Origin of the sequence: Rhodococcus sp. 1R11 (assembly GCF_004563845.1) — a bacterium.
In the GTDB taxonomy this organism is placed as follows: Bacteria; Actinomycetota; Actinomycetes; order Mycobacteriales; family Mycobacteriaceae; genus Rhodococcoides.
The window spans coordinates 439,509-455,093 of the sequence record NZ_SPNG01000001.1 but is presented as its reverse complement, the minus strand read 5'-3'; the positions used below and the strand labels follow the sequence as shown (position 1 = coordinate 455,093).

The 15,585-nt window shown below is 65.8% G+C and carries 19 protein-coding genes and 1 riboswitch; of the genes, 14 read left to right on the top strand and 5 right to left on the bottom strand.

Features of this window, described 5'->3' with window-relative positions; genetic code table 11:
• Positions 1-30: 30 nt before the first annotated feature.
• Positions 31-723: a thiamine phosphate synthase gene (thiE, locus tag E4P29_RS02275; protein ID WP_135041518.1), complete on the bottom strand. Its 693-nt coding sequence runs from the start codon at positions 721-723 to the stop codon at positions 31-33.
• Positions 724-769: 46 nt separating this feature from the next.
• Positions 770-881: riboswitch (TPP riboswitch) on the top strand.
• Here thiE and thiO point away from each other — a divergent pair.
• The 7 genes from thiO (at position 882) to E4P29_RS02240 (ending at position 7,294) form a co-directional block, all read left to right on the top strand.
• Entirely contained in the window at positions 882-1,964 is a 1,083-nt protein-coding gene (gene thiO, locus E4P29_RS02270) for a glycine oxidase ThiO (RefSeq protein ID WP_135041903.1), read from the top strand.
• Positions 1,961-2,176 (top strand): sulfur carrier protein ThiS, encoded by a 216-nt coding sequence (thiS, locus tag E4P29_RS02265; RefSeq protein ID WP_135041515.1) that lies wholly within the window; start codon positions 1,961-1,963, stop codon positions 2,174-2,176. Before thiO ends, thiS begins: the two co-directional genes overlap by 4 nt.
• Positions 2,177-2,180: 4 nt before the next feature.
• Positions 2,181-2,945 (top strand): thiazole synthase, encoded by a 765-nt coding sequence (locus tag E4P29_RS02260; RefSeq protein ID WP_135041513.1) that lies wholly within the window; start codon positions 2,181-2,183, stop codon positions 2,943-2,945.
• Positions 2,946-3,211: 266 nt separating this feature from the next.
• Complete coding sequence (locus tag E4P29_RS02255; RefSeq protein WP_027498484.1) at positions 3,212-4,174, top strand: ABC transporter ATP-binding protein; 963 nt, start codon at positions 3,212-3,214, stop codon at positions 4,172-4,174.
• Positions 4,174-4,944, top strand: coding sequence for an ABC transporter permease (locus E4P29_RS02250; RefSeq protein WP_135041511.1), 771 nt, complete (start codon positions 4,174-4,176; stop codon positions 4,942-4,944). Before E4P29_RS02255 ends, E4P29_RS02250 begins: the two co-directional genes overlap by 1 nt.
• Before the next feature lie 25 nt (positions 4,945-4,969).
• Positions 4,970-6,436: a M28 family peptidase gene (locus tag E4P29_RS02245; RefSeq protein WP_135041509.1), complete on the top strand. Its 1,467-nt coding sequence runs from the start codon at positions 4,970-4,972 to the stop codon at positions 6,434-6,436.
• A gap of 36 nt (positions 6,437-6,472) precedes the next feature.
• Positions 6,473-7,294 carry an adenylate/guanylate cyclase domain-containing protein gene (locus tag E4P29_RS02240; protein WP_135041508.1) on the top strand — a complete coding sequence of 274 codons (822 nt, stop codon included), beginning with the start codon at positions 6,473-6,475 and terminating at the stop codon, positions 7,292-7,294.
• On the opposite strand, the gene thiD is transcribed toward E4P29_RS02240, so the two are convergent.
• Positions 7,256-8,110 (bottom strand): bifunctional hydroxymethylpyrimidine kinase/phosphomethylpyrimidine kinase, encoded by an 855-nt coding sequence (thiD, locus tag E4P29_RS02235; RefSeq protein ID WP_135041506.1) that lies wholly within the window; start codon positions 8,108-8,110, stop codon positions 7,256-7,258. The genes E4P29_RS02240 and thiD overlap by 39 nt on opposite strands.
• A 301-nt stretch (positions 8,111-8,411) precedes the next feature.
• Here thiD and E4P29_RS02230 point away from each other — a divergent pair, with 301 nt between their 5' ends.
• The 3 genes from E4P29_RS02230 to E4P29_RS02220 all read left to right on the top strand — a co-directional run bounded on the left by E4P29_RS02230 (position 8,412) and on the right by E4P29_RS02220 (position 9,909).
• Positions 8,412-8,738 carry a GNAT family N-acetyltransferase gene (locus E4P29_RS02230; protein WP_027498479.1) on the top strand — a complete coding sequence of 109 codons (327 nt, stop codon included), beginning with the start codon at positions 8,412-8,414 and terminating at the stop codon, positions 8,736-8,738.
• Positions 8,739-8,870: 132 nt separating this feature from the next.
• Positions 8,871-9,227, top strand: a complete 357-nt coding sequence (locus tag E4P29_RS02225) for a GNAT family N-acetyltransferase (RefSeq protein ID WP_135041504.1) — start codon at positions 8,871-8,873, stop codon at positions 9,225-9,227.
• Positions 9,228-9,312: 85 nt separating this feature from the next.
• Positions 9,313-9,909 carry a hypothetical protein gene (locus tag E4P29_RS02220; protein WP_135041502.1) on the top strand — a complete coding sequence of 199 codons (597 nt, stop codon included), beginning with the start codon at positions 9,313-9,315 and terminating at the stop codon, positions 9,907-9,909.
• Here E4P29_RS02220 and E4P29_RS02215 read toward each other — a convergent pair.
• From E4P29_RS02215 to E4P29_RS02205, 3 genes are read right to left on the bottom strand one after another with little or no spacing between them, the layout of a single operon-like run.
• A complete protein-coding gene (locus E4P29_RS02215; RefSeq protein WP_135041500.1) occupies positions 9,879-10,679 on the bottom strand; it encodes an exodeoxyribonuclease III in 801 nt (266 codons plus the stop codon). The two genes, E4P29_RS02220 and E4P29_RS02215, sit on opposite strands and share 31 nt — an antisense overlap.
• Before the next feature lie 11 nt (positions 10,680-10,690).
• Positions 10,691-11,635 (bottom strand): GNAT family N-acetyltransferase, encoded by a 945-nt coding sequence (locus E4P29_RS02210; RefSeq protein ID WP_135041901.1) that lies wholly within the window; start codon positions 11,633-11,635, stop codon positions 10,691-10,693.
• A gap of 35 nt (positions 11,636-11,670) precedes the next feature.
• Positions 11,671-12,273: a peptide deformylase gene (locus E4P29_RS02205; RefSeq protein ID WP_135041498.1), complete on the bottom strand. Its 603-nt coding sequence runs from the start codon at positions 12,271-12,273 to the stop codon at positions 11,671-11,673.
• A 295-nt stretch (positions 12,274-12,568) separates the two neighbouring features.
• Here E4P29_RS02205 and E4P29_RS02200 point away from each other — a divergent pair, with 295 nt between their 5' ends.
• The 4 genes from E4P29_RS02200 (at position 12,569) to E4P29_RS02185 (ending at position 15,495) form a co-directional block, all read left to right on the top strand.
• Complete coding sequence (locus E4P29_RS02200; RefSeq protein WP_032391276.1) at positions 12,569-12,907, top strand: DUF3263 domain-containing protein; 339 nt, start codon at positions 12,569-12,571, stop codon at positions 12,905-12,907.
• A 103-nt stretch (positions 12,908-13,010) separates the two neighbouring features.
• Positions 13,011-13,544, top strand: coding sequence for a LytR C-terminal domain-containing protein (locus E4P29_RS02195; protein WP_245154112.1), 534 nt, complete (start codon positions 13,011-13,013; stop codon positions 13,542-13,544).
• Positions 13,545-13,640: 96 nt separating this feature from the next.
• Positions 13,641-14,363 (top strand): superoxide dismutase family protein, encoded by a 723-nt coding sequence (locus tag E4P29_RS02190; protein ID WP_135041496.1) that lies wholly within the window; start codon positions 13,641-13,643, stop codon positions 14,361-14,363.
• 1 nt (position 14,364) lies between these two features.
• A complete protein-coding gene (locus E4P29_RS02185; protein ID WP_245154111.1) occupies positions 14,365-15,495 on the top strand; it encodes a glutamate--cysteine ligase in 1,131 nt (376 codons plus the stop codon).
• Positions 15,496-15,585 lie beyond the last annotated feature (90 nt).

Here is a 15,585-nt window from a genome sequence, read left to right as displayed (position 1 = left end):
CATCCGCTTTGTGACATCAGCCCAGTGACGTCAGTTCTGTAGCGCCTGTACCAGCGCGCGTGCGGCAGCCTGCGGATCGCGCGCCTCGGTGATCGCCCGAACGACCACGATGCGCTCGGCTCCCGCCGCTCGAACCTGATCCACATTGGTCGCGTCGACGCCGCCGATGGCGAACCATGGCCGCTCCGGCAGCGCATCCGCGGTGGCCCGCAGCGTTTCCAAGCCGGCGGCCGAGCGGTTGGGCTTGGTGGGCGTCGGCCACACCGGACCGACGGCGAAGTAGTCGACGCCGTCCTCGATCGCAGCGAGCGAGGACTGCGCGCGGTTCTGCGTCGAGCGTCCGATCACCACGTCCGGGCCGAGAATCTGGCGCGCATAATGCACCGGCAGGTCACCCTGGCCCAGATGCAGGACGTCGGCACCGGACGCCAGCGCCAGATCCGCGCGGTCGTTGACGGCCAGCAATGCACCGTGGCGTTTGGTGGCAGCGAGCAGAATCGCCAGCGCAGCGAGCTCGTCCTTGGCCTCGAGCGGCCCGAACTGGCGCTCACCGGCGGAGTTCTTGTCGCGCAGCTGGATGATGTCGACGCCGCCGGACAACGCGGCCTCGGCGAACTGCGCGAGATCGCCCTTGTCGCGCCTGGCATCGGTACACAGGTAGAGGCGAGCGGACGCAAGACGCTCGCGAGGAGTCTGGTTGCGGGCGGTCTGAGTTGGGTGCACGAAACGAACTGTATTCTCATGGCAGCCGCGACCGACGACGGAGTGGCCGACATATCGCGGGAGTCCCGAGGATCGTGGGGCTGAGAGTGGGTTCGCCGCCCTTACCGTCAATACCTGAACCCGATCATGCGGGCGCAGGGAGTGAGGACGTGAATCGCGTGCATATCGTCGTAATCGGCGGAGGCGTCATCGGGCTGTCGACGGCGCTACGACTGGCGGAGGACGGCCACCGGGTGGTGGTGCACGATCCTGCGCTGGGTCGAGGCGCGTCGTGGGTCGCCGGCGGCATGCTGGCCCCGCTGTCCGAGGGGTGGCCCGGTGAACACGAACTCCTACGGCTCGGTGCCGCGTCACTGGCGCGGTGGCCGGACTTCGCCGGACGCCTTCCCGGCCCGTCGGTGTTCTCGGCCACCGGATCGATGACGGTTGCCCTCGACTCCGCCGATGCCTCCGACCTGCGCACGATCGCCGAATGGGTGGGCGAGCAGGGACACGAGCTCGAGATTCTCGGCCGCGCGCAGGTGCGTGAACTCGAACCTGCGTTGGCGCAGAACATTCGGCTCGGATTGTTGGCACCGACCGAGCTGTCCGTCGACAATCGGGCCCTGGTCGCCGCGCTCGAGCAGGGATGTCTCGATGCCGGAGTGGAGTTCGTGGCAACCTCGATCGACGCAATTCCCGACGCCGACCAGGTGGTCCTGGCCGCCGGTTCTCGCTGCGCCGCACTGTGGCCGACACTGCCCGTCCGGCCGGTGAAAGGCGAGATCCTGCGGCTGCGTCGCCGACCCAGCGCCGCACCGCCGCCGAGCCGCACCATCCGCGGAACCGTGCACGGCCGCCCCGTGTACCTGGTGCCACGCGGTGACGGATTGGTCGTCGGCGCAACACAATACGAATCCGGTGAGGACACGCAGGTCACCGTGGCGGGGGTACGAGACCTGATCGCCGACGCGGAACGGCTGATGCCGAGCATCGGCGAGTACGAACTGTACGAGACCGCTGCAGGATTACGGCCGATGAGCCCCGACGGACTGCCGTTGATCGGCAGACTCGCCGACAACGTGATCGTCGCTACCGGACACGGCCGCAACGGCATTCTGCTCGCGCCGATCACCGCAGACGCCGTCGCCGCGCTGATATCGGGCGAGGCGCTACCCGAGGCGAAAGCCGCCACACCCGAACGCTTCTCGGACATCTCGAGCCCACAGATCGACTCTTCTCGAATCGAAAGGACACCATGACACAGGTTGCCATCGGCATCACCGTCAACGGCGAGGATCACCTGCTCACCGAGGACATGACCATGCGTCGGCTGCTCGAATTCCTGGGGCTGCCCGAGAAGGGCATTGCCGTCGCCGTCGACGGTGCTGTGCTGCCCAAGAGTCGCTGGGAGACCACCGACGTCCAAAAGGGTTGGACCATCGACGTTCTCACCGCAGTGCAGGGTGGTTGAGCGCATGACGGACGTGACCACTTCCGGACTGACAATTGCCGATCGCACCTTCACCTCGCGGCTCATCACCGGCACCGGGGGAGCGGCCAACCTCGCCGTCCTCGAGGAGGCGCTCGTGGCGTCGGGCACCGAACTGACCACCGTCGCGATGCGCCGCGTCGACGCCGCAGGTGGGACGGGAGTGCTCGATCTGCTGCGCCGGTTGAACATCGCCCCGCTGCCGAACACCGCGGGGTGTCGAGGATCGGCCGAGGCCGTGCTCACCGCTCAACTGGGCCGCGAGGCGCTCGAGACCGACTGGGTGAAGCTCGAAGTGATCGCCGACGAGCGAACCCTGCTGCCCGACGCCATCGAATTGGTCAGGGCAGCAGAGCAACTCGTCGACGACGGTTTCCAGGTGCTGCCGTACACCACCGACGACCCGGTGCTGGCCAAGCGTCTCGAAGACATCGGCTGCGTGGCCGTCATGCCGCTCGGCTCGCCCATCGGCACCGGCCTCGGCATCGCCAACCCGCACAACATCGAGATGATCGTCGAGGCGGCAGGGGTGCCGGTGATCCTCGACGCGGGCATCGGCACCGCCAGCGACGCCACCCTCGCGATGGAACTCGGCTGCGATGCAGTGCTGCTCGCGACCGCGGTGACCCGCGCCAAGGATCCCGCGCTGATGGCGTCGGCGATGAAGCATGCGGTGGCCGCGGGTTACCAAGCCCGACATGCAGGCCGCATCCCGAAACGATTCTGGGCGCAGGCCAGCTCACCGATGTAGCGGCTGCGTCGGCGGCGCGGCGCTTTGTGTGGTGCTGCGTATTTCGCAAACGCGAGCGCGTTTGCGAAACGCGCGCAGAATAGTGGCGAAAATGAGGGCGAATCCCCGCGCATCTGGCAAACGCGCGCGCATTTGCGGCCGCGCTCAGGCGACCACGCGACGCAGCCAGGCCTTCGCTGTCTCAGGGTCTGTGTCATCCAAAAGGATGATGCAAGTCGCGACTGTGGGGCGATGTGGACACGCCGTCGATCAGGGACAGTTGTCCCATGATCGAAGTGACAGGACTGACCAAGCAGTACGGAGCGGTGACGGCGGTCGACAACCTCACCTTCACCATCAAACCCGGCATCGTGACCGGCTTTCTCGGACCGAACGGTGCGGGCAAGTCCACCACGATGCGGATGATTCTCGGGCTCGACCGCCCCACCTCGGGGACGGCGACCATCGAGGGCAAGAGCTACAGCCACCTGAAGCAGCCACTGCGTACCGTCGGCGCTCTGCTCGACGCCAAGTGGGTGCACCCCAACCGATCTGCGCGTGCACATCTGGAATGGATGGCCGCCTCCAACGGAATCCCCAAGTCCCGCGTCGACGAGGTGCTGCGGCTGGTGGGCCTGTCCGAGGTAGCGAAGAAGAATGCAGGCGGGTTCTCGCTCGGCATGTCCCAGCGGCTCGGTCTGGCCGGCGCTCTTCTCGGCGACCCCAAGGTGTTGCTGTTCGACGAGCCGGTCAACGGACTCGATCCCGAGGGCATCGTCTGGATCCGAAAGTTCATGCAGCGCTTGGCAGCCGAGGGCCGCACGGTCCTGGTGTCGAGCCACTTGCTCTCGGAGATGGCGCAGACGGCCGAACACCTCATCGTCATCGGACGCGGCAAGCTGATCTCCGATTCCTCGGTGCAGGAATTCATCGACCACGCCTCCGAGGCCTCGGTACGCGTGCGTAGCCCACAGCTCGACGGCCTGCGCCAGGTGCTGACCACCGCCGGCCTCACCGTGCGTGAGCCGGACAAGTCCGACGAACTGCAGCCCTCGCTCGTGGTGTTGAACTCCACCACCGACGCGATCGGCGACCTCGCCGGCCGGGCCGGAATCACTCTGCACGAGTTGGCCTCTCAGCGCGGCTCGCTCGAGGAAGCTTTCATGAAACTCACCGGAGACACAGTGCAATATCACGGCTCGGGAGCCGAAGACCAGAACACTCAGCAAGCAATGGGCGGTGCACTCTGATGGGCGTCTTGGCAGCAGAAAGAATCAAGTTCACCTCGACCAAGTCGCCCTGGTGGTGCAGCGCGATCGTGGTGGTCTTCGGCCTCGGGTTCGGAGCCATTCTGGGTTGGGCCGCAAAGACGGCCATCGGCCCCGATGCGCCGGAAGGTCTACCACCGACCACCGCATACGACGTCGTCGGTAGCGGCGTCGGCGGACTCGGCATCATGGTGTTGATGATCCTCGGCGCTCTCACCGTCACCAGCGAATACCGCTTCGGCCTGATCCGAACCACGTTCCAGGCGATCACCAACCGGGCCTCGGTGCTCGGTGCGAAGGCTCTCATCGTCGGCGTGTACGGGGCTGTGCTGTCGCTGGTACTGGCTTTCGGCGCATTGTTCTTGGCCAAGTCCATCGCGGGTGAGGAAGCCGGGGCTCTGTTGAGCTTCGACGTCGACGGCACCTGGCGCGTCGTCTACGGCACCGCAGTTCTGGCGTTCGTGCAGATAGTTCTGGCCGTTGCCGTGGGTGCGCTGATTCGTCAGTCCGCCGGTGCCATTGCCGTGTTGTTGTTGTGGCCGTTGCTCATCGAGAACCTCGTGGGGATCATCCCGAAGGTCGGCGAGAAGATTCAGCCGTTCCTGCCGTTCAAGAACGCCGACCATTTCCTCGGCGGATCTGCGGGAACGGACTTCCACTGGGGTCCGATCGGCAGCCTGATCTACTTCGTCGTCTTCACCGCGGTGATCTTCGGAGTGGCAGTGTTCGTGGTCAATCGCCGGGACGCCTGACTCCTGCCTGGGTAGGGTGTCCGCTATGCGGATTTCCTTGCTTGCAGGTAGCGCCGTCACTGTCCTGATTCTGGCCGGTTGCTCGTCCTCCTCCGGTACGGGGGACGAGGAACCGGCCAGAGTTTTCGCGACACCCGACGGGTCCGGCCTGTCGGAAGCGGTCACCGAGGATGCCCTCGTCGGGCACCTGCAGGAACTGGAGAACATCGCCGCCGCGCACGACGGTAACCGCGCGGCCGGGACCGCCGGATACGACGCGAGTGTCGATTACGTTGTCTCCCAACTCGAATCGGCCGGATTCGACGTCACCACTCCCGAATTCGATTTCGACACCTTCGAAGCGCAGACGCAAACCCTCCTCCTCGCGGGCACCGAGATACCGGTGTTCGCGCTCAGCTACTCGCCCACCACGTCCGCCGAGGGAATCACCGCTCGCGTCGTCGGCGCGCCCGCCGGGGCAGATGGGTGCGAGGCAACCGATTACGCCGGTCTCGACCTGGCGGGAGCGGTGGCAGTCGTGCCGCGAGGGGTGTGCCCCTTCGGTGCGAAGCAGGCCGTCGCCGCCGAATTGGGTGCGGCGGCAGCGATCATCGTCAACAACGAACCCGGGCCACTGGATTCGGGAACGCTCGGTGATTCCGATACCGCGAAAATTCCGACCGGCGGAGTCAGTCAGGAGGACGGCGCAGCGGTCCTCGCGGCCCCCGAGGTCACGCTGACTCTCGTCACGACGACCGAGTCGACCACGAGCCGCAACATCATCGCGCAGACCACCACCGGCTCGACCGAGAACGTCGTGGTCGCGGGTGCCCACCTCGACAGCGTCCCCGAGGGTCCGGGCATCAACGACAACGGCACCGGCACCTCCGCAGTGCTCGAGACTGCTCTGCAGATGGGCAGTGCACCCGAGGTGACCAACGCGGTCCGGTTCGCATTCTGGGGTGCCGAGGAGAACGGGCTCGTCGGTTCGACCAAGTACGTCGAGGGCCTGTCCGACGAGGACAAGCGAAACATCGCGCTGTACTTGAACTTCGACATGATCGGCTCGCACAACCCCGGCTACCTCGCCTACGACGGTGACGACTCCGACAAGGTCGGTGAGCCTGCGGGACCGACCGGATCCGACGCCATCGAGCGCACGTTCGTCGAGCATTCGGCTGCCGACGGGATCGCCGTCGACGGCACGGATTTCGACGGTCGGTCCGACTACGGCCCGTTCATCGAGGTCGGCATCCCCGCAGGCGGGGTCTTCAGCGGAGCGGACGAGAACAAGACTGCCGAGCAGGCCGCGAAGTGGGGTGGCACGGCCGATCAGACGTTCGACGAGAATTACCACACCGATCAGGACACCCTGGCGAACGTCGACCGCGTGGCGCTGGTGAAGAACGGTGCCGCCGTGGCATACGGCATCGGTGTCTACGCGCAGTCGGTGGAAGGCCCCAACGGAGTACCGGTCGGGGCTGCGCGCGAGGCCGCGCGCGCCGAAGGGTAAGGGAAGTATGTGTAACCGTGAGTTACGCTCGATGCTGTGAACGCAGTCGTCTCCTCGGTGGTGGAGTGGGTCCGCACCACCAACCGAGCGCCCACCGTCGTCGGGGCGGTTCGGCGTGTGCGTCGCGCATTACCCGGTGACCCCACGTTCGGTGATCCGCTGTCGATCGACGGTCCGGGACGCGCACTGGCCGTCGCGCGCGTGGCGGATCGGTTCCTGGCAACGAACGGACTCGACGACGAGCCGGGTGCCTCCCGCGAACTCGGCCTCGGTGCTCTGCAGGTCTGGCAGGCCATCCTCGAGCGAGCCGGCCGGGGCCGCGGCGACGAGGACGTCACGATCGTCTTCACCGACCTCGTCGGATTCTCGTCGTGGTCGCTGCGCGCCGGTGATACCGCCACATTGACGTTGCTCCGCCAAGTCTCCAAAGCCGTCGAACCCGAGGTCGTGTTCCGCGGCGGTCACGTCGTGAAAAGGCTGGGCGACGGGATCATGGCCGTGTTCGCCGACGCGGGCAAAGCTGTCGACGCCGTGTTCGCAGCGCGCGAGGCCTTGAGCAGCGTGAACGTCGACGGTTACACCCCGACGATGCGCGTCGGAATCCACACCGGCAGCCCGCGTCAGGTCGGTTCCGACTGGCTCGGTGTCGACGTCACCGTCGCAGCGCGGGTGATGCAGACCGGCGGAAACGGCAACATCATGATCTCTGCCGCCGCACTCGACGCCGTGTCACCGGAGGTGCTCGACGCGTTGCGCGTGGTCGCCAAGCCTTATCGGCGCAGCTTCTTCGCGCCGAAGATCAAGGGCGCACCCGACGACCTACGCATTCTCCGACTCGTGCAGTCGCCACAGCGGTGACACCGGGCCGTGGCCGGCACCGAGGTCGTAGGACGCGGCCAGGCAACGGGTGACCCATTCTTTGCCGAACGCCACCGCGTCGGGCATCGAGTATCCGTGGGCCAGCGCCGACGCGATCGATGCCGCGAGGGTGTCGCCGCCGCCGTGATCGTTGCCGGTGTCGATGCGTTCGCTGGTGAATTCGAGGAAGGTGTCGCCGTCGAACAGTAGATCGGTGCTGTGGGTCGAGGTGCGGAGGTGACCGCCCTTGACCAGGGCCCATTGCGCGCCCAATCCGTGTAGTGCCTCGGCGGCGCGATGCGCGCTGGCATCGTCGACGACATCGATGCCGGTGATCAACCGAACCTCGTCGAGGTTGGGAGTCACCAGCGAGGCGATGGGAAACAGCGTGTGCCGTATCGCGTCGAGCGCCTCGGCGTGCAGTAGGGGGTCACCGTGCATGGACGCGCACACCGGGTCGACAACGAGCGGAACCGGGTGGTCGCGGCCGATACCCACCTCGGTGCACACTGCCGTGACCGCCTCGATGATCGCGGTGGACGCCAGCATCCCGGTCTTCGCTGCGCCGACGCCGATGTCCGATACCACCGAGCGAACCTGAGCCGCGACGATTTCCGGCGGGATCTCGTGGAAGCCCGTCACGCCGACGGTGTTCTGGACCGTCACCGCCGCGACGGCAACACATGCGTGCACGCCCAACATGGCCATCGTGCGACTGTCCGCCTGGATTCCGGCACCGCCGCCGGAGTCGGTTCCGGCGATCGTCAGCGCGCGGACGGGAGTCTCGCCGTTGGGCGTGAGCGGTAGGAACTTCACGAGAGACGACAGTACCGGCGGGCCGCGATCGGCAGGTTCTCGGCAGGCGAGACGCCGAAGGCGAATGTTGGTGAAAACATGGTGACACTTTGAATGTTGTTGTATCACAACGGCGCACGGGGACACTTATGAGCTGTACCAGCATCCGGTTCCGGATCGATGGACAAACCTACGCATCCGAAGGTTTGTTGGTAGAAAAGGTGACAGACCCACCGCGCGCATGTTTAATAGTGGTGCACGTCACATCTCGTGTCGGTTGCGAAGTTCCTCCACCACTCCACACCCAGCAAAGGAGGCGTCCATGCTTGCGAGTTCTCCCAGTGCTGATGTCTCGATCAACAAAGACCAGAACCGTTTCGAGCTTCGACTGAACGGCGACCTCGTCGGCATCGTCGGATTCTTCGAAGTCGAAGGAAACGGAGCCCGCGCGACACGAACGCATGTCGTCTCCTTCATGCACACCGTCGTCACCGAGGACTTCGGTCATCAGGGCCTGGCCGGCATTCTGGTTCGCCGCGCCCTCGACAGCGCGCGGTCCTACGGCTGGAAGGTCAAGCCGGTCTGCACCTACGTCCAGCGCTTCGCGGCAGCCAACCCCGAGTACAACGACATGCTCGTCGCTCTCTGAGTGCTGCTCGAACAGCCCCGCCGGTCACATCAGGGCTGGTTACGTTAAGGCTGGTTACGTTAAGGACTCGACTCGGCGTCGATCGGTGCACTTTCCCCGCGACACTCGGCCAACACTGGTCTCATTGGTGACATGAGTCACATCATTCCCCGCCGCTCCGACGCGGCAATCCCGGTCGAGCGCCCCTCGGTCCGCATCGAGGACAACGCCGACCACAACAGATTCGATCTGTTCGTCGACGATGATCTCGTCGGCATTCTCGGCTATCGGTTCGGCGTTGGCGACGACGCAGCCGGCGACGAATCGGTCGTCGCGCTGATGCACACGGTCGTCAAAGAGGAATACGGCGACCGCGGCTGGGCGGGAGTGCTGGTTCGCGCATCGCTGAACACCGCGCGCGACCGCGACTGGCGCATCGTTCCGATCTGCACCTACGTCCGTCGCTACCTGGCGCAGCACCCGGAGTTCCTGGACCTGGTGGTCGAATAGAGAGCACTGCTCTTGCCTGGATTGTGTCGAGGGTGAATACTGCTCCCTGTAGAGAGCGCCGCTCTCGAAAGGTTGGGTACTCCCGATGCGTGCAGCTCTGTATGTCTTCGTCGGCCTCATGTTCGGCCTCTACCCCGTATTGCGCCCCTACTCGGACGAGATGGGCAGTGCAGGAGCGGACGCCTTCGCATCCTCGAGTTGGGTGACGGCCCATACCTTCGCGATGCTCGGCTTCATCGCACTCGGACTGGTTGTGCTCTACGGCGGTCGACGGTCCGATCCGGCAGTGGTCACTACCTGGATCGGCGTCGGACTGCTTCTGCCGTACTACGGTGCGGAGACGTTCGCGCTGCACGCGCTGGGCATCGACGCCGCCGCGAACTCGAACCCCGGGCTGCTCGACCTTGTCGATCCGATTCGCTACTCGATCGTGCAAACGGTCATGTTCGGCCTCGGACTGGTGTCGATCGCCGTCGGGCTGGTGATGTTCGCTCTACGGAACCGCTATGCGATGGTGCTGGCCGCCGGATTCGTGTTGTATCTCCCGCAGTTCTACACCCCACCGGCCGTGCGGATCGCCCACGGAATCTTGATTGCCGTGGGAGCGATCATCGCTGCGCGAGCGGTGGCCGGCAGTTCGGTCCGCCCTACTCAGCCGATCTCCACGATCACCGGAGCATGATCGCTGGCACCCTTGCCCTTACGCTCCTCGCGATCGATCGATGCGCCGGTCACGCGAGCCGTCAGAGCAGGTGAGGTCAACGCCATGTCGATGCGCAGACCTTGCTTCTTCGGAAATCGCAACTGGGTGTAGTCCCAGTAGGTGAACGTCCTCGGCTCGGGAGTGAACTGCCGCGTCACCTCGGTGAACCCGGCGTCGGCGAACGCGGCGAAGGCATCACGCTCCGGCTGCGAGGTGTGTGTCTTGCCCTCGAACAGGGCGGGATCCCACACGTCGTCGTCGGTGGGCGCGATGTTCCAATCGCCGACGAGCGCGATCTGCGCCTGTGGGTCCGCCGCCACCCACGCCTGCGCGTCGGCCTTCAGTGCCGCGAGCCACTCGAGCTTGTAGGTGTAGTGCGGATCGGCGAGCTCGCGGCCGTTCGGCACGTACAGGCTCCAGATGCGCACCCCGTCGCAGGTCGCTCCGATGGCGCGAGCCTCGTCTGCGGCCTCGACCTCGGGATCCTTGCTGAACCCGGGCTGATCCTCGAAGCCGACCTGCACATCGTCCAAGCCGACGCGCGACGCGATCGCCACGCCGTTCCACTGACTGAGCCCGACGTGGGCAACCTCGTAGCCGATCTCGGTGAATCGCTCGTACGGAAACTGTGCGTCCTTGCACTTGGTTTCCTGCATCGCCAGTACGTCGACGTCGGATCGCTGCAACCAATCGACGATTCGATCCTGCCGAGAGCGGACGGAGTTCACATTCCAGGTAGCAAAGCGCACGGGAAGGAACCCTATAGAACGCGTCCGACAGGCTCGCGGCCGATCGCGTCGTCCGGGCGCGCGTAGCGATAGCGGTGATGCTCGCCGAATCCCAGATCGCGGTAGAGCGCCTGGGCATCGGTGTTGTCGACGGCCACCTGAAGGTATGCGTGCGTTGCACCGTTCTCGCGTCCCCACCGCACCAACTCGCCGCACATCAGCGTGCCGAGACCGTTGCGGCGATGCTCGGGGGACACCCAGAGCGAGGTCAAGCCCACCCACGTCCGACCGTCCGGGGCCGCGGTGACGGCCGCTCGGCCCACTGCGATCGATCCGACTCCTGCGTTCCCGATCGCCCCGAAGCCGAGGGTTCCGTTGTGTACGGCCGAGACCACCTCGGCAGCACCAGCCGACGCCTCACGGCCTTGGTAGCGCAGTGAGCGCAACCAGTCGGCGGTCGGTCCCGGGGACACGACGACAGGCGAGTCGCCTTCGCGTAGAACAAGATTCGAGATATCCGCCGCCATGACGACGGTCTCGTTGAACGTCGACCAACCTGCCGGTGCGGTCGCGAGACGGTCGGGGAGGGCGAGAATCGGCGACAGGCCTCGTGCGTCGTAGCGTGCGGAGATCGCAGCCACCGTCTCGGAATCCGCTGCTGCGCCGGGCTCGAGGGGTACCGCCGAATTGGCGCGTCCAGTGAAGCCGTGCCCGAAACGCAACTGCCAGCCGGCAATCCACTCCTGTTCGGTTCCCGGCCACCCGTCGGCCGCGGCCGCCTCCAGAGCCCGAATCTCCGAGGCGCGAACAGGCTTGGGGCCCAACGGCTTCAACGCCACCACGCGATCGGCGGCCACCTGTACCAGAGCGCCGTCCTTGGCACGGACCGACACCGCGACCGCGTCGGCCGACACCAATTCCCCGATGACGTCCGTCATCGGGTGGGTGTGGCCGGGTGGCAGTCGGTACCTCAGCATCACCCGCGTCCCCGGCGGAACGGTCACGGCAGCGATCAATCCTCGTCCTCGTCGTCGTGGCCGAAGGGGTCGTCGACGGTGCCCGGAACCCAGCTGAGGCCGGGGACGCCCCATCCGGAGCGCTTGATCACCTTCTTCGCCGCTCGCGCGTGGCGACCGATGAGCACATCGGTGTAGAGAAAGCCGTCGAGGTGACCCACCTCGTGCTGCAACATCCGGGCGAAGAACCCGCGGCCCTCGATGTCCACCGGATCGCCGTTGGCGTCGGTACCGGTCACTCGCGCCCACTCGGCCCGACCGGTGGGGTACTGCTCACCGGGGACCGAGAGGCACCCCTCGTCGTCATCGTCGGGATCGGGCATCGTTTCGGGAATCTCGGACGTCTCGAGCACCGGGTTGACGACTTCTCCGCGGCGGCGGAAAACCTTGCCGTCCGCGCCCTGGTCGGGGCAGTCGTAGATGAACAGACGCTTACCGACGCCCACCTGGTTCGCCGCCAGTCCGACGCCGTTGGCAGCCGCCAACGTCTCGTACATGTCGGCGATCAGCTCGGCGAGCTCGGCCGGCGACTCGGTGACGGGATCGGTCGCAGTGTGGAGCACCGGATCGCCGACGATCCGGATGGGAAGAATTGCCATGGTCGACAAGGATAGTGGGTGGCCCCCGGCCTACCCACCGGCCCGTCGGGAGCGGAGCCGGTGGACGAGTGTCGCACCGACGGTTCGGTCGTCTACGAACACGCCACGCGCGAGTACTTCGCGGGAGCCGGGTCCGGGCGGTCGAACGTGGTTGAATGATCCCCGAAGTACAACTGTGTAATTCGCTCGAAGTTCGGTCGGTACTCGTACGGGTGCCGGCAGCACTGGGGGAAGCAGATTTCCTCGGGGTCGGTTGTCGCACGGGCCCAGGGGAGTCGAGAAGTCGAGGAGTGGGATGGACGGCGCAGCAGCGCGTGACTCGAACCAGTCTCAGCAACCGGGAAAATCGGACGGCTCTCAGGATCCGAACGAAGTCGGTGCGGACGGCTTGAGCCGACGAGAGCACGACATCCTGTCCTTCGAGCGTCAGTGGTGGAAGTACGCCGGGGCGAAGGAAGAGGCGATCAAGGAACTCTTCTCGATGTCGGCAACCCGCTATTACCAGATCCTCAACGCGTTGGTGGACCGTCCCGAAGCTCTTGCCGCAGACCCGATGCTGGTCAAGCGACTGCGCCGCTTGCGCGCGAGCAGGCAGAAGGCCCGCGCCGCACGTCGGCTCGGTTTCGACGTCTGAGCGCCCGCGTCAGGTTTCGACTCTGCCGAGGGCTGTTGCTCCGTGGGGAACGTGCGAGCTCCGTTGAAAAGGTCTCGGTCGACGGTCGGCTAGGGTCGAGTACGTGAGCAGCCCCAACCCGGAACAGACCGGGCCACCCCTCCGTGCTCTGGCCATGGTGCTGATCTCGCTCGCGATCCTGTTCGCAGCGATCGGTGCATTGTCGCTGACCGGCTCGGATTCCGAGGATGCCGCCGCAGAGCCCCCCGCTGCGGCCGCGACGACGACTGCGGCCGGGCAAGCTCCGGTCGCGCAGTCTCCGGGTACCCAAGCTCCCGCCGCTGCGTCGTCGACCACGTCCTCCGCAGCAACCACCTCCCGCGCCGCCGCCGATGTCGAGGTGCGCGTGCTCAACAACTCCAACGTCTCCGGGCTCGCCGCCGGCACTGCGAGCACACTCACCGCCGAGGGCTGGACCGTTGCCGAGACCGGCAACTTCAGCGAAGCCCAGTTCGCCCAAACCGCGGTGTACTACGGCACCGATACCGGTGAGCAGCAAGCAGCGCAGACGATCGCCACCCAACTCGGCATCCCGGCCGAGCCCAAACCCAGTTCACTCGAATCCACCGCGGGTGTCGTCGTCATCGTGACCCAGTAACTCGCCGGCATGACAACCTGTCCGGTTCGGCCGAATCGGTCGGCACGTTATGATTTTGCAAGCCCTTCACCCTGCCCGAAAGAGGAGCACTCTTCGATGGACCTGTTCAAGCGACGCACTGCTGCGACCCGCTCTTTGCGTTACGTGGCCCCGGTCCTCGCGATCGCCGCTCTCGGGCTCTCTGCCTGCAGCAACGGCGAGGTCGCGTCCGACGCACCCGGCACGGTGCCGCCGGTGTGGACCGGTGAAGCAGACCCGTCCGCGGCCGCAGTCGCCGGTGACGGTCGGGCAGAGAGTGGCTCGGAAGGCAGCTCCGAGAACATGATCGAGGGCGTGCTCCGCAACGCGTCCGGTGCCGAGGTGGGCACCGTGTCGTTCGCGTCGGAGGGCGAGAAGCTCACCGTCACGGCCGAGGTCGAGAACATGACGCCGGGCTTCCACGGCTTCCACGTCCACACCGTCGGGGCCTGCGAGCCCAACTCGGTGGCGCCGACCGGCGGCGAGCCGGGCAATTTCCTCTCTGCGGGTGGTCACCTGCAGGTCGACGGACGCACCGAACACCCCTCCAGCGGCGACCTGTCGTCGATCCAGGTGGGCGAGGACGGCACGGGCCGCCTGGTCACCACCACCGATGCGATCACGCTGGACGACCTGCGTGCCGGTGGTGCCGGAACGTCGGTCATCGTGCACGAGGGAGCAGACAACTTCGCCAACATCCCGCCGCGGTACACGTTGCCCGACGGTGCTGCGGTACCCGACATGGCGACCCTGATGACCGGTGATGCCGGTGCTCGGGCGGCGTGCGCGGTACTGAAGTAGTTTGAACGCTCCCCGGATCGACTTCGCGAGCTCTCCGCAACCCACGCTCGGCGTGGAGTGGGAAATCGCGCTCGTCGACAAGAGCACGCGGGATCTGGTCAACTCCGCCGAGGCAGTCATGGACGGCGTTCGTGACCTCGCCGGCGACACCCCTCGGGTGACGAAGGAACTGCTGCGCAACACCGTCGAACTCGTCACCGGAGTGTGCGAGAACGTCGGGGAGGCCATGGAGGATCTCAGTGGATCGCTCTCGCTCGTTCGTCGGGCGGCCGATCCCTTGGGGATCGATCTGTTCTCGGCCGGGACGCACTCGTTCGCCGAATGGTCGACGCAGCAGCTGACCAGCTCCCCGAGCTACGACGAACTCATCGCGCGTACCCAGTGGTGGGGTCGGCAGATGCTCATCTGGGGCGTGCACGTCCACGTCGGCGTGTCCTCTCCCGACAAGGTCTTTCCCATCCTCAACTCGTTGCTGTTGCAGTACCCACACCTGTTGGCACTGTCGGCGTCCTCGCCGATCTGGGCGGGCAACGACACCGGATACGCCAGCAACCGAGCACTGATGTTTCAGCAGTTGCCGACGGCCGGTCTGCCGTTTCAGTTCGACGACTGGTCGCAGTTCGAGGGATTCGTTCGTGATCAGCTCAAGACCGGCGTCATCGAGCAGCTCGGGGGCATGCACTGGGACATCCGCCCCGCACCGAAGTGGGGAACCATCGAGGTCCGGGTGTGCGACGGGGCATCGACCAAGCGCGAGCTCGCAGCCCTCGTCGCGTTGACGCACTGCCTCATCGTGTATCTCGACGAACGACTCGAAGCGGGCGAGACTCTGCCGACGATTCCGCCGTGGCACGTTCAGGAGAACAAATGGCGAGCTGCCCGGTACGGCCTCGACGCCGAGATCATTCTCGACGCCGACAGCAACGAGCGGCTGGTCACCGATGATCTGCACGACCTACTGGAGAAATTGACGCCGACGGCGGTAAGGCTGAACTGCGTCGACGAACTCGCCGCGGTGGCGGACATTCCCCGACTCGGGGCCTCGTATCAACGCCAGCGTGCCGTGGCCGCGAAATCCGGCGGCGATCTGCGTGCCGTCGTGGAGTCGTTGGTCACCGATCTCCAATCGTGACCCTCTGTATTTAATTTTGCGTTCACTCAGCGTTTACGATCAACGGCGTGCTACAGGGGGACGTCGAGAGCGTCGAGGTCGACGCGACAC

Excerpts from the sequence above, each read along its gene's own strand:
- thiS (WP_135041515.1), top strand. The coding sequence starts at position 1,961 with ATGACACAGGTTGCCATCGGCATCACCGTCAACGGCGAGGATCACCTG.
- E4P29_RS02260 (WP_135041513.1), top strand. The coding sequence starts at position 2,181 with ATGACGGACGTGACCACTTCCGGACTGACAATTGCCGATCGCACCTTC.
- E4P29_RS02255 (WP_027498484.1), top strand. The coding sequence starts at position 3,212 with ATGATCGAAGTGACAGGACTGACCAAGCAGTACGGAGCGGTGACGGCG.
- E4P29_RS02250 (WP_135041511.1), top strand. The coding sequence starts at position 4,174 with ATGGGCGTCTTGGCAGCAGAAAGAATCAAGTTCACCTCGACCAAGTCG.
- E4P29_RS02245 (WP_135041509.1), top strand. The coding sequence starts at position 4,970 with ATGCGGATTTCCTTGCTTGCAGGTAGCGCCGTCACTGTCCTGATTCTG.
- E4P29_RS02230 (WP_027498479.1), top strand. The coding sequence starts at position 8,412 with ATGCTTGCGAGTTCTCCCAGTGCTGATGTCTCGATCAACAAAGACCAG.
- E4P29_RS02225 (WP_135041504.1), top strand. The coding sequence starts at position 8,871 with ATGAGTCACATCATTCCCCGCCGCTCCGACGCGGCAATCCCGGTCGAG.
- E4P29_RS02220 (WP_135041502.1), top strand. The coding sequence starts at position 9,313 with ATGCGTGCAGCTCTGTATGTCTTCGTCGGCCTCATGTTCGGCCTCTAC.
- E4P29_RS02210 (WP_135041901.1), bottom strand. The coding sequence starts at position 11,635 with ATGCTGAGGTACCGACTGCCACCCGGCCACACCCACCCGATGACGGAC.
- E4P29_RS02205 (WP_135041498.1), bottom strand. The coding sequence starts at position 12,273 with ATGGCAATTCTTCCCATCCGGATCGTCGGCGATCCGGTGCTCCACACT.
- E4P29_RS02200 (WP_032391276.1), top strand. The coding sequence starts at position 12,569 with ATGGACGGCGCAGCAGCGCGTGACTCGAACCAGTCTCAGCAACCGGGA.
- E4P29_RS02190 (WP_135041496.1), top strand. The coding sequence starts at position 13,641 with ATGGACCTGTTCAAGCGACGCACTGCTGCGACCCGCTCTTTGCGTTAC.